This window comes from Peptoniphilus indolicus ATCC 29427, from assembly GCF_000227315.1.
Classification (GTDB): domain Bacteria; phylum Bacillota; class Clostridia; order Tissierellales; family Peptoniphilaceae; genus Peptoniphilus; species Peptoniphilus indolicus.
Genome location: NZ_JH165061.1, coordinates 320,875 through 336,596, shown reverse-complemented (window position 1 = coordinate 336,596; position 15,722 = coordinate 320,875). Strand labels below are relative to the sequence as shown.

General features: G+C 33.6%; 13 protein-coding genes and 1 pseudogene. 12 read left to right on the top strand and 2 right to left on the bottom strand.

The features are described 5' to 3' along the window. The first annotated feature begins 66 nt into the window (after positions 1-66). Positions 67-966 (top strand): hypothetical protein, encoded by a 900-nt coding sequence (locus HMPREF9129_RS01500; protein ID WP_004819597.1) that lies wholly within the window; start codon positions 67-69, stop codon positions 964-966. 709 nt (positions 967-1,675) lie between these two features. On the opposite strand, the gene HMPREF9129_RS01490 is transcribed toward HMPREF9129_RS01500, so the two are convergent. Then, the gene (locus HMPREF9129_RS01490) at positions 1,676-2,290 is read right to left on the bottom strand and encodes a hypothetical protein (RefSeq protein WP_004819592.1); all 615 of its coding nucleotides are present in this window, start codon (positions 2,288-2,290) and stop codon (positions 1,676-1,678) included. Between the two features lie 309 nt (positions 2,291-2,599). On the opposite strand from HMPREF9129_RS01490, the gene mnmE reads away from it, so the two are divergent. From mnmE to HMPREF9129_RS01450, 8 genes are all read left to right on the top strand, one after another. Beyond that, the gene (mnmE, locus tag HMPREF9129_RS01485; RefSeq protein ID WP_004819591.1) at positions 2,600-3,976 is read left to right on the top strand and encodes a tRNA uridine-5-carboxymethylaminomethyl(34) synthesis GTPase MnmE; all 1,377 of its coding nucleotides are present in this window, start codon (positions 2,600-2,602) and stop codon (positions 3,974-3,976) included. 5 nt (positions 3,977-3,981) lie between these two features. Further along, the gene (gene mnmG / locus HMPREF9129_RS01480) at positions 3,982-5,892 is read left to right on the top strand and encodes a tRNA uridine-5-carboxymethylaminomethyl(34) synthesis enzyme MnmG (RefSeq protein ID WP_004819589.1); all 1,911 of its coding nucleotides are present in this window, start codon (positions 3,982-3,984) and stop codon (positions 5,890-5,892) included. Beyond that, positions 5,870-6,559, top strand: a complete 690-nt coding sequence (rsmG, locus tag HMPREF9129_RS01475) for a 16S rRNA (guanine(527)-N(7))-methyltransferase RsmG (RefSeq protein ID WP_004819587.1) — start codon at positions 5,870-5,872, stop codon at positions 6,557-6,559. The genes mnmG and rsmG overlap by 23 nt, the downstream gene beginning before the upstream one ends. A 496-nt stretch (positions 6,560-7,055) precedes the next feature. Further along, entirely contained in the window at positions 7,056-7,808 is a 753-nt protein-coding gene (locus tag HMPREF9129_RS01470; RefSeq protein WP_004819585.1) for a ParA family protein, read from the top strand. Between the two features lie 5 nt (positions 7,809-7,813). Then, on the top strand, positions 7,814-8,662 hold the full coding sequence (locus tag HMPREF9129_RS01465) for a ParB/RepB/Spo0J family partition protein (protein WP_004819584.1): 849 nt from the start codon (positions 7,814-7,816) through the stop codon (positions 8,660-8,662). Then, positions 8,659-9,540 (top strand): PhzF family phenazine biosynthesis protein, encoded by an 882-nt coding sequence (locus tag HMPREF9129_RS01460; protein ID WP_004819582.1) that lies wholly within the window; start codon positions 8,659-8,661, stop codon positions 9,538-9,540. The genes HMPREF9129_RS01465 and HMPREF9129_RS01460 overlap by 4 nt, the downstream gene beginning before the upstream one ends. Positions 9,541-9,589: 49 nt before the next feature. After that, a complete protein-coding gene (locus tag HMPREF9129_RS01455; protein WP_147285877.1) occupies positions 9,590-9,976 on the top strand; it encodes a hypothetical protein in 387 nt (128 codons plus the stop codon). A gap of 281 nt (positions 9,977-10,257) precedes the next feature. Further along, positions 10,258-10,629 (top strand): hypothetical protein, encoded by a 372-nt coding sequence (locus HMPREF9129_RS01450; protein WP_004819578.1) that lies wholly within the window; start codon positions 10,258-10,260, stop codon positions 10,627-10,629. Between the two features lie 55 nt (positions 10,630-10,684). On the opposite strand, the gene HMPREF9129_RS01445 is transcribed toward HMPREF9129_RS01450, so the two are convergent. After that, positions 10,685-11,599 carry a DUF1002 domain-containing protein gene (locus tag HMPREF9129_RS01445; RefSeq protein WP_004819577.1) on the bottom strand — a complete coding sequence of 305 codons (915 nt, stop codon included), beginning with the start codon at positions 11,597-11,599 and terminating at the stop codon, positions 10,685-10,687. Positions 11,600-12,017: 418 nt separating this feature from the next. Here HMPREF9129_RS01445 and yfcC point away from each other — a divergent pair, with 418 nt between their 5' ends. The 3 genes and pseudogenes from yfcC to HMPREF9129_RS01430 all read left to right on the top strand — a co-directional run. Then, positions 12,018-13,730, top strand: coding sequence for a putative basic amino acid antiporter YfcC (yfcC, locus tag HMPREF9129_RS01440; protein WP_004819576.1), 1,713 nt, complete (start codon positions 12,018-12,020; stop codon positions 13,728-13,730). A gap of 8 nt (positions 13,731-13,738) precedes the next feature. Next, complete coding sequence (iadA, locus tag HMPREF9129_RS01435; protein ID WP_004819575.1) at positions 13,739-14,914, top strand: beta-aspartyl-peptidase; 1,176 nt, start codon at positions 13,739-13,741, stop codon at positions 14,912-14,914. A gap of 119 nt (positions 14,915-15,033) precedes the next feature. After that, positions 15,034-15,722 (top strand): annotated as a pseudogene (locus tag HMPREF9129_RS01430) (hypothetical protein); the annotation flags it as partial.

Sequence of the window (15,722 nt, the reverse complement as noted above, 5' to 3'; positions counted from 1 at the left end):
TCAATTAATATAATTTAACACGTAGTATTCACTTTGTTTTCTTTTACCAAATATTTAGGAGGGAAAATGAAAGACAAGAAACTTTTAAAATTTATATCGCTGGTTATTGCAATATTATTTTTAGCTAGTTGTTCAAAACAACAAAAAGCCATGGAAATAAAGCAAGAAAACCTTAATACAATAAGTGATAAAATTGGAAATTTAAGTGATTTTGAAGTAGTGAATTTTCAAAATGGTTCTTTTCTTGGAAGTAAGTCAAAAAATGATGAAGAAATATATTTTTTAAAGCTTACAGACAATAATTTAAAGATAGTAGTGAAGAAAGTTAGACCTCAGTATATAGATTATTATGGCAAATACAAAGACAAGAATATTATTGTTTATACAGAAGGAAGTGTATTAAATATATATACTGTTGATGATTTAGGAAATGAAAATACACAGGTAATTGACTCAATAAATTCTGTGGCAACTTATGATATGGATGAGTACATAGCTGTAAATTATAATTACTTAGAAAATAATGAGATGACTGATGTAATCGGTTTAATAAGCAAAGACGATTTAAGTTATACAAAAATAAAAGAAGAAAAGAGCATCTCTGGTGATGGAAGTATTTACAAATTATCGGGCAATGTATTTTCCGGCGTATCAGCTGTAAATGAGAGAGTATATTTTCAAGTTTTGAATTTGAAAAATGAAAGCTTAGTTGATAATAATGCGGATGTTGTAGGTTCTTTTGTATATGACACAAAAAGTAAAAAGGAAGAAAAAATTGATTTGTCAAAAAGGGTAAATTCATTTTTTATATTCAACGACATGTTAATTTATAACGAGTATTTAAAAGGAAAGCCGTCAGAACAAGGTTCATATATAAAAGTAGGAGATAAAATCGAGCCTATCCCTTTGGGTGACAGTGCAAATTATTTTTATGAAATTAATGAAAAAATAATAGATTACTTATAATATCTCAAAGAGCTATTTACTGTATTAGAGAAAACGGAAATATAGAATATATTGAAAAGAAGTTTACAGAAAAAGACAATGGAATAGTCTCGGAAAGTGGTTTTAGTTTAGATAAAACGGGTGAATATGATTTAATTAGACCTGACCATGAAAATGGTTGTATTGAGTATTCGAATTTCAAATAAATTTAGAAAGAAACTTGTAGATAACAGGTTTCTTTTGTTAGGTAATAATAAATATGTGATAAAACAATAAAAAAATAGGAAGCCATCTGGTAATATAAGTTTAATCACAAAACAAAATATCAGAAAGAAGGCTTCCTATGCAAACCAGCATAACAGAAGAAATGAGATTTCGTCAAATGTTTGAAATCCTAGAATAAAAATATTAAATAATAAGCTCTCTATTTTCTTAAAAATTCTTTTTTATATAATCAAATACGATTAAAAGTAAAGAGATAATATAAGATAAGATTAAATAAAGAACTAATTTATTTGAGAGGTAAATATTGATTAAAATAATTGGAATTATTAAAAGTAATATATAAGGCTTATATTTTTCCTCTTTAGTATATTTACTGTTTATAAATATACTAAATAAAGAGTATAGAACAACAACTCCAATTATAGCCTTTAATCTATTTTGCCATATTAAAAGATATATTAAAGATATTATAAATAAATTTACAACAAAAGTAACTCTTCTCATATTAATTAATAGCATCTCCATACCAATATGAAGTTTCAGTATGTATATAGTCTCTATAAGCACTATCTCTATAAAAATCTATTATATCGCGACCTTGATATCTATTAGTAGAATAATCATGTCTATAACTTCTTTTTCGAACATACCATAAATCACCCAAACCTTCGTTAACAACTGCGACGGCCATTCCGGCAGCTAAAGAATATGTTATACCACCACCAAGGACACCAACGATGATAGTAACCGCAGAAGACAGAGTAATACCTCTAGGAAAAGATGTATGTCCTCTTGTAATAGTTGGAGAATTCCATTCACTCCAAGAATAAGGTTTTATTAATAAGTCTTCAAAAGTATCATCATTAGGAATGATATTATGTGAAGAACTATCAAATTGCATTTCTTCAATGATATTTCCGTCCGTATCTTTTAAAATATATTTTGACGTACTTCCATTAAGATATGTTTCAGCAACATAAGTATCTCCATTTTTCTCTTTTAAAATTACTTTTTCATAATTATCATTTTGTTCAACTATGTAAAAATCTGCACGGTCGGAACTAAACGAAAATGCGCTAACATCAACATTATTTAATAAAATAATAACAACTAATAACACTGAAATGATTTTTTATACGTTTTCCCCATTTTCACAATAAACAAATAATAAAACAATACATATTATTTTTATAATGAAATAGCATATAAAAATAATATATTGCCACAAGCAAATGATATCATAAACTTAAAAAGAAGACAAACACTATAAAGATTCTCAAATATCCCCTATTGACATAATATACAAAATTAGATGTATTATTGTAGAAAGTTTTAAAATATTTAAATTAAAAATATTATTGAAAAAGCATGGTTATCAATTTATTGTAAACTATTTACTTCTGTTATATGATATAAAGTCAGGGGGTGTATGATGTTAACAGATACTATAGCTGCTATTTCAACTGCTACGGGGCAAGCCGGAATAGGTATTGTCAGAATGAGCGGGGATGAATCGATTAGAATAGCAGATAAATTTTTTAGACCAATTTCTAAAAAGACAATTGAAGACAGCAAGAACAGAACTATGATGTACGGACATATCTACGACAGTGAAAAGCTTGTAGATGAAGTTTTAGTATGTAAGATGCAGGGCCCTCATAGCTACACTCGTGAAGATATTGTTGAAATATATTGTCACGGTGGGATAGTTTCTGTGAGAAAAATTTTAAATTTATTGTTATCTGCCGGAGCAAGGCTTGCCGATAGAGGGGAGTTCACTAAGAGAGCTTTCTTAAACGGAAGACTGGACTTATCTCAAGCAGAGGCTGTAATAGATGTTATAAATTCTAAGAGTGAAATTTCATACGATATGAGCATTAAGCAACTTGAGGGGAACTTGAGCGGTGCGATAAGGTCGATGAAGGAAAAGATAATGAGAATGACGGCTCTTATAGTTGCAAATATTGATTTTCCGGAAGATGAAATTGATATGGCAAATTATAGAAGACTTGAAGAAGAGGCAATCGATGTGATAGGGGATATTGATGGGTTGCTTGCAAATTCAAACAGAGGACGTCTTATAAGAGACGGCATAAATACCGTAATCTTAGGTAAGCCAAATGTTGGAAAGTCATCTTTGCTAAATGCCATGTTAAAGGACGAAAGGGCGATAGTTACTGACATTCCTGGAACCACAAGGGATATAATCACAGACTATGTAAATTTAGAGGGAGTGCTTTTAAAGATAACTGATACTGCGGGCATTCGTGAAACTGATGATGCAGTTGAAAAGATAGGTGTTGATCGTGCAAAGCAGAGCATTGAAGAAAGTGATTTGATAATTACAATTTTTGATTTATCAAGAGAGCTGGAAAGTGACGATTATGAAATACTAAAGTTAGTTGATAATAAAAAGCACATAATTTTATTGAATAAAATAGACTTGGATAGAAAAGTTTCTGATAAAGAGCTTAGAGAGTTTTTAGGAGACAGGGAAGCGATAGAGATATCCGTTGAAAGAGACGGAGCTAAGGTGCTTGAAGACAAGGTTGTTGAGATGTTCTTTGATGGAGAGATAAAGGAAACATCTGATATATATGTAAACAACGTAAGGCATATAGAGTCTCTAAAGGCGGCCAAGAAGTCTATGGAAGATGCTCTAACGGGTGTAAAAAACGAAGTGTTTATGGATTTAATAGAGGTGGATTTGGAAGATGCAATTTCAAGTCTATCCAATATTACAGGAGAAACTACTACAGAAGACGTGCTTGATGTGGTGTTTAGTGAATTCTGTATTGGAAAGTAGGTATTATGGAAAAAGTTAAAAGATATGAAGCCGGAAGCTATGATGTTGTAGTCATAGGTGGAGGGCATGCCGGCTGTGAGGCGGCTCTTGCTTCAGCTAGAATCGGCAAGGATACGTTGATGTTGGTATTAAATTTAGATTCCATTGCAGCTATGAGTTGTAATCCGAATGTCGGAGGAACCGGCAAGGGACATTTAGTAAGAGAAGTTGACGCCTTGGGCGGTCAAATGGCAAAAGTAATAGACGCAACTTATATTCAGTCGAGGATGTTAAACACATCAAAGGGACCGGCAGTACACTCTCTAAGGGCACAAGCGGACAAGAGAGCGTACCATGATGAGATGAAGAGAGTCATCGAAAATCAAGACAACTTGAGAGTTAAAGAAAATGAAGCTGTGGAACTTTTAATTGAAGACAAAAAAGTTACCGGGGTTGTAACTCACACCGGAGCAATATACAGAGCAAAGGCAATTGTTGTTGCAACGGGAACTTATCTTCACGGCAGAATTCATATTGGAGAGTTAAACTACGCCTCAGGTCCGCAAGGCTTTAAACCGGCAAATGAACTTACTTCTTCACTAGAGGCAAACGGTCTTGAAATAATAAGATTGAAAACCGGAACACCGGCAAGGGTTAACAGAAGAAGTATAGATTTTTCCAATATGCAAGTTCAAAAGGGAGATTCTAAGGTTGTTCCTTTTTCTTTTGAAAATTTTGGAAAAGATTTTAGCAAAAAGCAAGAAGATTGCTATTTGACTTATACTACAGAGAGATGTCATGAGATAATCAGAGAGAATATCGGGCGTTCAGCACTATCTCTTGGGAATATAGAGGGTGTTGGGCCTAGATATTGTCCTTCTATTGAAGATAAGGTTACAAGATTTTCAGATAAGCCTTCGCACCAGGTGTTCATAGAGCCGGAAGGGCTTACGACTGATGAAATGTATATTCAAGGGGTTTCATCGTCTCTACCTGAAGATGTTCAAAATGAATTCTACAAGGAGATTATAGGTCTTGAAAACTGTGAGATTATGAGACCGGCTTATGCGATAGAGTATGATGCAATAAATGCAATGGCATTAAAGAGATCTCTTGAACACATGGAGATAGAGGGGCTTTTCTTTGCGGGACAGATAAACGGCTCGTCAGGATATGAAGAGGCGGCGGCACAAGGTATAGTTGCCGGAATCAATGCAGCTTTAAAGGTTGCCGGAAAAGACGCAATGGTATTGGATAGGTCGGAAGCATATATTGGAGTATTAATTGACGATATTGTAACTAAGGGAACGAGAGAGCCTTATAGAATGATGACTGCAAGAGCGGAATACAGATTGACCCTTAGACAAGATAATGCGGATTTAAGACTCACTCCAAGGGGATATGAAGTAGGACTTATAAAAGAAGATAGATACCAAAGATTTTTATCACGTAAAGAGGCAATAGAAAAAGAGCTTGAAAGAATTGAGAGCATAAAGATAAATCCAAACGAAGAAAACAATAGAAAAGTTCAAGAGCTTAGTTCTACACCACTTGTAAATACGGTTACTTTGAAAGAACTGTTGAGAAGACCTGAGTTGAATTATGAAAAATTAAAAGTGTTTGATTTAGAGAGACCTGAGTTGACAGATGATGTAACTGAACAAGTTGAAATAGAAACTAAGTATGAAGGATATATCACTAAGCAACAACAACAGATAAATCAGTTCAAAAAGTTGGAAAGTAAAAAGTTGGAGCAAGACTTTGACTATACAAAGGTAAATGGATTAAGACTTGAGGCGGTTGAAAAACTTAGCAGAATCAAGCCTGAGTCCATAGGTCAAGCTTCAAGAATAACAGGTGTTTCACCGGCAGATATAAATGTGTTGTTGATTCATTTGGAACTTAGGAGAAGAGATGCTGAAAGACAGACTAATTGATTTCAATTTGGACACATCAAAAGTAGAACAGCTTGAAAAATACAAAGAAATGCTACTTGAAAAAAATAAAGTAATGAATTTGACTGCGATCACAGATTCTGATGAAGTTGATGTTAAACACTTTCTGGACTCGCTATCAATAGCAAAGACGGAGTATTTAAAAGCAGGGAAGACTTTATTAGACGTGGGAACCGGAGCGGGGTTTCCCGGACTTCCACTCAAAATTTATAATCCGGAAATTGAAGTGACACTACTTGACTCTCTAAACAAGAGAATTGTTTTTTTAAGAGAAGTAATAGGAGAACTTGGATTAGAGGGCATAGAGGCAATCCATGGAAGGGCGGAAGAAGCCGCAAGGGGAGAGATGAGAGAATCATTTGACATAGTTACATCAAGAGCTGTGGCAAATATGAGGACACTACTCGAATATGATTTGCCTTTTGTAAAAGTTGGAGGACATTTGATTTGCATGAAAGGCCCTGAACACAAAGAAGAATTGAAAGAGTCGAAGAATGCACTTTCAATTTTAGGCGGAAAACTGAAGGAGATTATCGAAGTTAAATTGCCGAAAGATATAACTCACTACCTAGTAGTTATAGAAAAGGTGAACTCAACAAAAGATAAGTATCCAAGAGCCGGAGGCAAACCAAAATCACAGCCACTATAAGCACTGAGATATCAGTGCTTTTTGTATGCAGAAAACTTTAAAACGTGAGAGCTGTAAAAAGGAAAATAAAAATGCTCCACGTGGAGCATTTTGCCACCAAAGCATTGAAAACACTGGATTTCATTTTTAAAAAAGCAAAAAAATGACTCGAAAAATAAAAGGAGCATGAGGAGAATAAAAACAAAATAGAAATTAAAAATAGTTTTGATAAGAAGTGATAAAAAAATAAATGAGAGAAATTAAAAAATATAAGTTGAATTTAAAAATGCTCCACGTGGAGCATTTTACCTCTAAAGCATTGAAAACACTAGGTTTAAATTTTAAAAACATCAAAAATGAAACTTAAAAATAAATTCTAAATAATATTTATTGTAGTGATTCGCTTGAAAAGTTTTTAAAGCAATATATAATTAATTATAGGAAATAAAATTTGTTGTAAAGATGACAAAAATTTTCTAATAAATAAATTGTAATAGATAGAAATTATGGAGGGGAAATGGCTAAGGTCATAAGTGTTTTTAATCAAAAAGGTGGAGTTGGAAAAACTACCACAGTTATAAATCTCTCAGCTGCAATAGCGAGAAAAAAGAAAAAGGTATTAGTTATAGATATCGACCCACAAGCTAATGCAACTTCAGGTTTAGGACTTGGAGAAAGTGAAGGAAAAAACATATATGATCTTCTTGATTCAGGAGAAGTTGAAATACTACATTCTTCAACAAAAGGCTTGGATTTAATAGCATCAAGCCCTGATTTAGCGGGGATTGAGCTTGAAATATCTAAAAGAGATAATTGGCAATATATTTTAAAGGTAACTCTTGAAAAGATAAAAGGAGATTATGATTATATATTTATAGATTCTCCTCCGTCATTGGGAGTTCTTTCAATGCTTTCTCTTGTAGCTTCTGATTCTATATTCATTCCGGTTCAAAGTGAATACTATGCCCTTGAAGGAGTTGGGCAACTAATGAATACAATCTCTATGGTAAAGGAAAATTTTAATCCTGATTTGACCATAGAAGGTGTAGTTATGTGTATGTATGACAGTAGAACCAAGCTTTCTACGCAAGTTAAAGATGAAGTCAAAAAATATTTCAAGGAAAAAGTATACAACACTACAATTCCGAGAAATATAAGATTGGCAGAAGCACCAAGTTTTGGAGCGCACATTTTTGACTATGATAATATTTCAAAAGGCGCTTGGTCTTATAGAAAGTTAGCTAAAGAGTTTTTGAACAATCAGGAGTAGTATAGATGAAAAAAGGTGGATTAGGTAGAGGATTAAATAATTTTCTAAAAGATACTGATGAAGTAGCGAAGATTTTAAACGAAGAAAGTAAAACTGGGGTTACTAAAATTCCAATTAGTAAAATAAAGCCCAATGAAAAACAGGCGAGAAAGTTATTTAATGAAGAAAAATTAAAAGAGCTTGCTGAATCTATAGAGGAATTTGGTATAATTCAACCGTTGATATTAAAAGAAAATGGCGAAGAATACCAAATAATTGCTGGGGAGCGTAGATATAGAGCAGCTAAACTTGCAGGACTTGAAGAAGTTCCGGCAATCATTAAAAATATAACGGAAGAAGAAGCTGATAAAATTTCTTTGATTGAAAATGTGCAAAGAGTTGACTTAAATCCAATTGAAGAAGCTTTGGGATATAAATCGGTAATGAAAGAGTACAATATAACTCAAGAAGAGCTTTCAGATGCGATAGGAAAGAGTAGACAGTACATAGGAAACACTGTCAGACTATTAAAGCTTGAACCAAGAGTAATTGAGTTTTTGCAAAAGGGATTGTTGTCGCCGTCTCACGGAAAACTTTTGTTGACTATAAAAGACCCTAAACAACAGTACAGAGAAGCAAAGAGAATAGTTAAACTTGGGAATACGGTAAAAGAGACAACTCTATTGTTCTCAAGACCCCCTGAAAAGACAAAAAATATCTTTTTAGATGATGCACGAAGAAGCTTAGAAGATGCACTTGGAACAAAAGTTGAATTTAAAGGTAAGGGAAAAAACAAGAAGATTGTAATAGAGTACTATTCAGAAGAAGACCTTGAAAGAATTTGTGAGAAGATACTCGGAAGTGAGGAAGAATGAGATATTTAAATATGTATCTTGTAAATGCATTTACAGACAGAACTTTTGATGGCAACCCGACGGGAGTTGTTGTTGGCTCAAATAGTTTAAATGATGAAGAAATGCAAAAGATAGCAAGAGATTTGAGAATGTCTGAAACTGTCTTTATAGATAGACTTGATGTGGGAGTGTACAAAACCAGATTCTTTACACCAAACGAAGAAATATCATTGTGTGGACACGCCACTATTGCCACTTTTTACGCACTTTGCAAACACAACTACATATTGCCGATAGAAGACGGAATAAAAAAAGTTGTGCAACACACTAAGTCAGGTAAAGTGTATGTGGATTTAGAATATAAAGATGAAGAAATTCAAAATGTGTATATCTTATTAGATGGAGTTATCAACAAGAGGATAAGTTCTGATGAAGAAATAATAAATGCACTGGGGATAACCAAAGACAAGCTTGGAATTGGGGATAAGTTTTATGCTCCGGCAAAGGTAAAGACCGGGTTACAGGATATAGTTGTGCCGGTAAAAGATATTGAAACTCTATATTCAATAGAACCGAGTTTTGAAGAAGTTTTAAAAATATCTGAAAAAGATGAGGCAATTAGCGTTGAAGTGTTTACAGTGGTGAATGGCAGTCAAATCGTGCAGAGAACATTTTCATCGAGCATAGGAATAGACGAAGAAGCCGGTTCAGCTACCTCTACAGGAGCAACACTCTTGTATCTAAATAAAAACACAGATTTAAACTTTACGAATATAAAGTCAACTCAAGGAGCCTGCTTGGGAAGAGAGTCAAAACTTTCAGCCGAGATGATAGGAGAAGACAGAGTTAGAGTTGGCGGAAAAGCATTTGTATTTATGGAAGGTGTCCTTCACATATAGAAAGGGAAGTAATGTCGAGAAGAGAGAGGAAAAAAATAACAATAAAAAGATGAATCAAGTGTTGATATCTACATTCTTTTTAATATTGCTCTTAATATCATACAATGTGTTGGCGGAGAGAAATAAGGTCATACACTTAGAACTTGGAAATACATCTTATGTAGAACTTTTAAAATATGAAAATTCAAGCATGAAGACCATAACCGACAGAGTTGTAATCAGAGATATACTGCTAATGATAAATGATTTAGGAGCTAAAGAAGTTGAGATGACAACAAGTCCGGTGAGTGAGAAGTTTATCAATATATATGACAAAAGTTATAAAAAGACAATGGTTATAAAGTCGGGAAAATATATAAAAATTGAAAATAAATGGTATCTTTTAGATGATAGGAGCGTAAACAGCTTTGAAAAGATATTCAATAAATATAACTAAAGCAGACAGAAATGTCTGTTTTTTTGTTAAAGTATGTTTAAAAATAAAAAAGATGGGTAAAGGTATCGCAGATCGCGTTAACATATAATTCATGAATTGATTGTCATTTTCGCGAAATGATGGAAGATTGGTGTTATTAGTTATGAAATGTAAATTTATGAATTAGGATAAAAATGAAAAAGAAATTTAGCTTTTTGTTAGCAATGACTTTTTTAATCCAGTCTATGAGTTTTGTATATGCGAATGATGTTCTTGATTAAGAATTGGAATGGAGATAGATAATGGAAAATTTATTGATTCAAACACCATTGAATAGCTTTATTTTGCTATATAGTTTCATTATTTTGAGTGCAGCTGTTAAGTCGTATAGGGAAAATCAAAATAAATACGTTTTTGTAAATCTGTTTTTAGCGGTGGGTATTAAATATATATTCATGATTTTAGCATTGATGAGAATGTCGCTACCTATAGATTTTAAACCTATTACATTCACTTATATTTTGGGACAAACAAGTTTTTTAAAAGCTATTATGGCAGTGGATTTAATATGTTTTATAGGCGGAGTATTCGCTTATAAGAAGAAGAATTACAAAATATTACTTACTTTAGTTTTTGTTGCAGTATTATTCCAATATTTGGGATTAGTGTTATAGACAAAAAGGGCAGACATTATAGAAATGTCTGCTTTTTCGTGTATAAATATAATGTTTATTTTGCAAAGAAACTTTTTATAAAATCTATGATTTGAGCGAATATTCCCTTAGATTTTTCGAGAGCCTGCTGTCCTTTTTCAGAACTCAAATAATCGCTTGCTTTATTAGCCAAATCCTTGGCAACTTTTGAGTACTTATTCGCTTCTTTAGCCACTTTATCCCAATCTACATTTGAATTTTTCATCTTAGTAAATAAATTTACAAGAGAATCAACTTGGCTGTCGCTGATGTTGATATTGTACTCTTGAGAGACGCTGTTTATAATTGTACGCACTTGCTCCTCATTTTCAGGCATATTTTTGCTCATTTGAATTTTTATAGCATTGATTAAATCGTCAGTTTTTTTCTCACCAACTTCTTGTTGTAGATTTTGAGTAACTACCATCTCTTGATTGGCAACTTTTTTTAAATTCTCATCAAGCTTGACACCGCTTGATTGTTCGTAGGCTTTTAAAATGCCTGTCAGAGCTGCCGTTCCGGTTACAGAAACCGGTGCGGTAATCTTGACTTCTGCATCAGTTACACCGGCTGTTGTCAAGGCATTTCTGTAAGTTGATTCAGTTATGAAATTTATATTGTCAGAAACTTCGATCTTTAGACCACTGCCGGGTTTTGTGTAAGTTATCATGGAACTTGAAATAGATTTATTACCTATTTTAGATTTTGGAATACTATCTCCAAGATATTTATACTCTTCAGCATTGGTAACCTCGATAATTTCAGCTGCTTGTGGTGCATCCAACTCATCTAAAATAGCTTTTCGTTGGTTTCGGTCCAAATTGGCACCAATACTTACAATACTGTCTCCAACTGCCACATCTGCAAACACCAAATTAGGCACTAAACTAAGTCCGATAAGCGCAACGGCTCCGGTGTAATTTATTTTAGATTTAAAATTTTGTATCTTCATATTTTCACATCCTTTAACAAATAAAATTTTATCAAAGGAATTTGAATTTTTGGTGAAATAAAGAAAAAATTAGAAAATTCTTAACTAAATTAATCAACATGTGCAAAAACTTTAAAAAAGTTGTCAAATGTGGACAAAATTAAGCATAAAGACAGTTTTCGCATGTGGATAATACAAAAATATTAATAAAGCTAACAAAATCTGAGCGGATTTTAGAAAAATAATCCACAAATTAACCGAACTTATTAAAAATTGTGGACTATTTAAAAATAAAGCTCAAAAATATAAGAATTGTCTATTAAAATATTAAAATATGAATTATAAATAAGCATCTTAAAATGTATAAATTTTATATTCTAAAAACGGAATATAAATTCAATTCAGTGTGATATAATCAAGCTAATAGAAGGAGGTTTTTATGAATAAGAAAGATTTGACAAAGTTCAAAACTCCACACACCTATGCAATCATATTTTGTGTTGTACTCTTCTCTTGGCTGATAACTTTTTTAGTGCCTGCGGGAAAATTTACCACTCATGAAGTGGAGTATTTGGATTCGAGTGGGGAAACTAAGACAAAGACAGTTTTGATGGCGGAAACTTTCAGATATAGCTATAATTTGAATAATAATTTTTTATCAGAAGAATTGCCGAAATTGTCAAATGATACGGCTAAGCTGGAAGAGTTTGAGGTTGATAAGGAGGCTTTTACAGCTCTTGTTGCAGACCTTAAAGATGTTGACCAAGCAAAGCTTGATGAAGTTGGACTCAGTGATGATGAGTTGTACTCAATGTATGGTGAGTCAATGTATGACATAAGCACAAAACTTCACAAGACAGCTAAGCTCTGGGGAACTGATGACTTTGGGGGATTTGGTTTTTTAAATTATCTATTTGAAGGTCTTGTGAGCGGGGATAAATACGGTTCAGCAGTCGGGATAGTTGCACTGATCTTAGTTGTAGGTGGAGCATTTGGGATAATTATGAATACGGGTGCAATTGACGCCGGAATATATGCGTTTATATCTAAGGCAAAGGGAATGGAGAGATTGGCTATACCGCTATTTTTCTTTTTATTTTCACTTGGCGGAGCGACATTTGGCATGGCAGAAGAGGTAATTCCGTTTTCTATGATAATGGTACCTTTTGTAATTGCTCTTGGATATGACTCAATTGTTGCAGTAACAGTGACTTATGTGGCATCTCAAGTTGGAAATGCGGTTTCATGGATGAGTCCGTTCAGCGTGGCGGTGGCTCAAGGGATAGCCGGCATACCTGTGCTTTCAGGTGCAAAATTCAGACTTATAATGTGGTTTGTAGTTACAACTCTTTCTGCGGCGTACTTGATGAGATATGCTGAAAAAATCAGAAAAAATCCTGAGCTGTCAGTTATGCACGATGCAGATGCTCATTTTAGAAATGTAGTGACCAATGCAACAGAGGAAGAAAAAGAATTTAAACTTGGACACAAATTGATATTACTTGAAATGCTATTGGGGTTTATTTGGATAGTTTGGGGAGTTACTTCAAAGGCGTACTATATACCTGAAATTGCATCTCAATTTTTTGTAATGGGATTTGTCTCCGGTATTACAGCTATAGTATTTAAGCTAAACAATATGACTATAAACTCTATGGCTTCAAGTTTCCAAAACGGTGCATCTGACCTTGCCGGAACTGCAATAGTAGTTGGTATGGCAAAGGGAATACTTTTGGTGCTTGGCGGTTCAGAGGCTAATGTGCCTTCAGCGCTTAACACAATACTTTACAGTGCAGGAAATGTTTTAAATGGAGTACCAAAGACAATTGCCGCAATAGGTATGTATGTGTTCCAAAGTTTATTTAATTTAGTAGTTACTTCAAACTCAGGTCAAGCAGCACTTACTATGCCTATAATGGCGCCGCTTTCTGATATAGTTGGAGTTTCAAGACAGATAGCAGTTCTATGTTACCAACTTGGAGCGGGATTTGTAGACGCCTTTACACCGGTTTCAGCAAGTCTTATAGGTGTGCTTGGAGTAGCGGGGATAGATTGGAGCAAGTGGGCTAAATTCCAAATTAAAATGCAAGCTTTCTTCATGTTAATGGGATTTGTAATAGTTTCAATTGCAGTGGCGATGAATTTCCAATAGGGTGAAAAATGTTAAAGATAATAAAGAATATAGACGTGTATTCTCCTGAAAAATTGGGCATTAAAGATGTCTTGATAGTAGGAAATAAAATAGGTGCTATTGGAGAAAATATAGAGATAGACACCAAGGTTATTGAGATAGAAAAAATAGATGGAACAGGGAAGATTTTGGTGCCGGGCTTTATAGATTGTCATGTGCACATCCTTGGTGGAGGAGGCGAAGGTGGTTTCGCAACTAGAACACCGGAGGCAAACTTATCTGTTTTAACTACTTCGGGAGTTACCACAGTTGTTGGGACTCTTGGAACAGACGGAGTTGCAAGAGATATGCAAGCTCTACTTGCAAAGGCTCATGGGCTTGAAGAAGAGGGAATCTCAACTTATGTATACAACGGCTCATATAGATTGCCGATTAAAACTTTAACCGGAAGTGTTATGGGAGATATAATGGCAATTGATAAAATAATAGGGATTGGAGAAATTGCCATTTCAGACCACAGGTCTTCACAACCGACCATTGAGGAGTTTTCAAAAGTTGTAGCCGATACGAGAGTTGGCGGAATGCTTTCAGGAAAAGCCGGAATAATAAATGTACATCTTGGAGACGGCAAGAGAGGACTTGAGTTGATAAATAGAGTTGTAGATGAAACAGAAATTCCAATTACTCAATTTTTACCAACGCATATAAATCGAAATCCTCATTTGTTTGAAGAGGGGATTGAATACGCAAAACGTGGGGGATATATAGACTTCACCGCAAGTGAAAATCCTAAACTTTGGGAAGATATGTACGGAGAAATTAAGTTTTCAAAAGGCTTAAAGCGACTATTGGACGAAGGAGTTAGCGAAGAAAATTATACACTTACATCAGATGGTCAGGGAAGTTTGCCTATGTTTGATGAAAAAGGAAAGTATCTTGGCATAGGTGTCGGAAGTTCAAAAAGCCTTTTGAGTTCTATAAAAGATGCAGTCATAGCAGAAAAATTGCCTTTGGAAAAAGTTATAAGAGCAGTCAGCTCAAACCCAGCTGAAATTTTGAAATTAAAAAATAAGGGCAGAATTAAAGAAGAGTTTGACGCAGACTTATGCATACTAAATGAAAATTTAGATATAGACACAGTTATAGCAAAAGGTAAGATAATGGTTAAAGACGGCGAAGCTGTTCGATTTGGAACATTTGAATAAGAAGTAAAAATGGGAGGGCGTTGCTCTCCTTTTTTATTTGTTTGAAAACAAGATACTTTAGTTTGTTTTAGCAATATAATTATAATATAATAAAGGAAAGTTAATATTTGGAGGAGCCTATGAAATATACAAATAAGAGCAAGCTAATAGCAGGAGCATTAATTTTAGTAATAGGGTCAAGTTTATGGCTAAGCAAAGATTATTTGACAAAAGGGAATGCGTTTCCAAACCTGCCAAGAGTTGAACAGACAGTGAATACAACAGAAGACTATTTAGCAGACTTTGACTATGCCTACGAAGTTTTAAAAGAAACTTATCCATATTTTGAAGTAAATAAAATTAAAAGCGGAGTGGATTGGCTGGCAAACAAAGATAAGTACAGAGCTGAAATCGCAAAGAGCAAAAGTACTTCGGATTTTTATAATAGAATGAATTTGATTTTAGAGGATTTACATAATGGGCACACACAACTGATTGATGAAAAAATAGGGTTTAATATGTATATGCTTATGAAAAGTTATCAAATCAAACCTGAAGATAAATTTTATTATTATAGGGAGCAGGAAATAGAGCAATTCGAGGCACCAAAGGTAAGAGCAAGATATAACATAAACAATGAAAGTATAAAAAAGGCACTTGAAAATGGAAATAAAAAAGATTTTTTAAATAATATAGTAAACAATGGAAATTTAGGTAATGTATTAGTAGGAGATATAAAAAATGATATAGGATATATAAAAATAAATGCAATGCAAACTGATATGGGAATTGAAGAAGATAAGAAGACAATCTTGCCATATTTAGAAAA

What these genes read in the sequence shown, in the direction of transcription:
- HMPREF9129_RS01500 (WP_004819597.1), top strand. Translation starts at nt 67, where the DNA reads ATGAAAGACAAGAAACTTTTAAAATTTATATCGCTGGTTATTGCAATA.
- mnmE (WP_004819591.1), top strand. Translation starts at nt 2,600, where the DNA reads ATGATGTTAACAGATACTATAGCTGCTATTTCAACTGCTACGGGGCAA.
- mnmG (WP_004819589.1), top strand. Translation starts at nt 3,982, where the DNA reads ATGGAAAAAGTTAAAAGATATGAAGCCGGAAGCTATGATGTTGTAGTC.
- rsmG (WP_004819587.1), top strand. Translation starts at nt 5,870, where the DNA reads ATGCTGAAAGACAGACTAATTGATTTCAATTTGGACACATCAAAAGTA.
- HMPREF9129_RS01470 (WP_004819585.1), top strand. Translation starts at nt 7,056, where the DNA reads ATGGCTAAGGTCATAAGTGTTTTTAATCAAAAAGGTGGAGTTGGAAAA.
- HMPREF9129_RS01465 (WP_004819584.1), top strand. Translation starts at nt 7,814, where the DNA reads ATGAAAAAAGGTGGATTAGGTAGAGGATTAAATAATTTTCTAAAAGAT.
- HMPREF9129_RS01460 (WP_004819582.1), top strand. Translation starts at nt 8,659, where the DNA reads ATGAGATATTTAAATATGTATCTTGTAAATGCATTTACAGACAGAACT.
- HMPREF9129_RS01455 (WP_147285877.1), top strand. Translation starts at nt 9,590, where the DNA reads ATGAATCAAGTGTTGATATCTACATTCTTTTTAATATTGCTCTTAATA.
- HMPREF9129_RS01450 (WP_004819578.1), top strand. Translation starts at nt 10,258, where the DNA reads ATGGAAAATTTATTGATTCAAACACCATTGAATAGCTTTATTTTGCTA.
- HMPREF9129_RS01445 (WP_004819577.1), bottom strand. Translation starts at nt 11,599, where the DNA reads ATGAAGATACAAAATTTTAAATCTAAAATAAATTACACCGGAGCCGTT.
- yfcC (WP_004819576.1), top strand. Translation starts at nt 12,018, where the DNA reads ATGAATAAGAAAGATTTGACAAAGTTCAAAACTCCACACACCTATGCA.
- iadA (WP_004819575.1), top strand. Translation starts at nt 13,739, where the DNA reads ATGTTAAAGATAATAAAGAATATAGACGTGTATTCTCCTGAAAAATTG.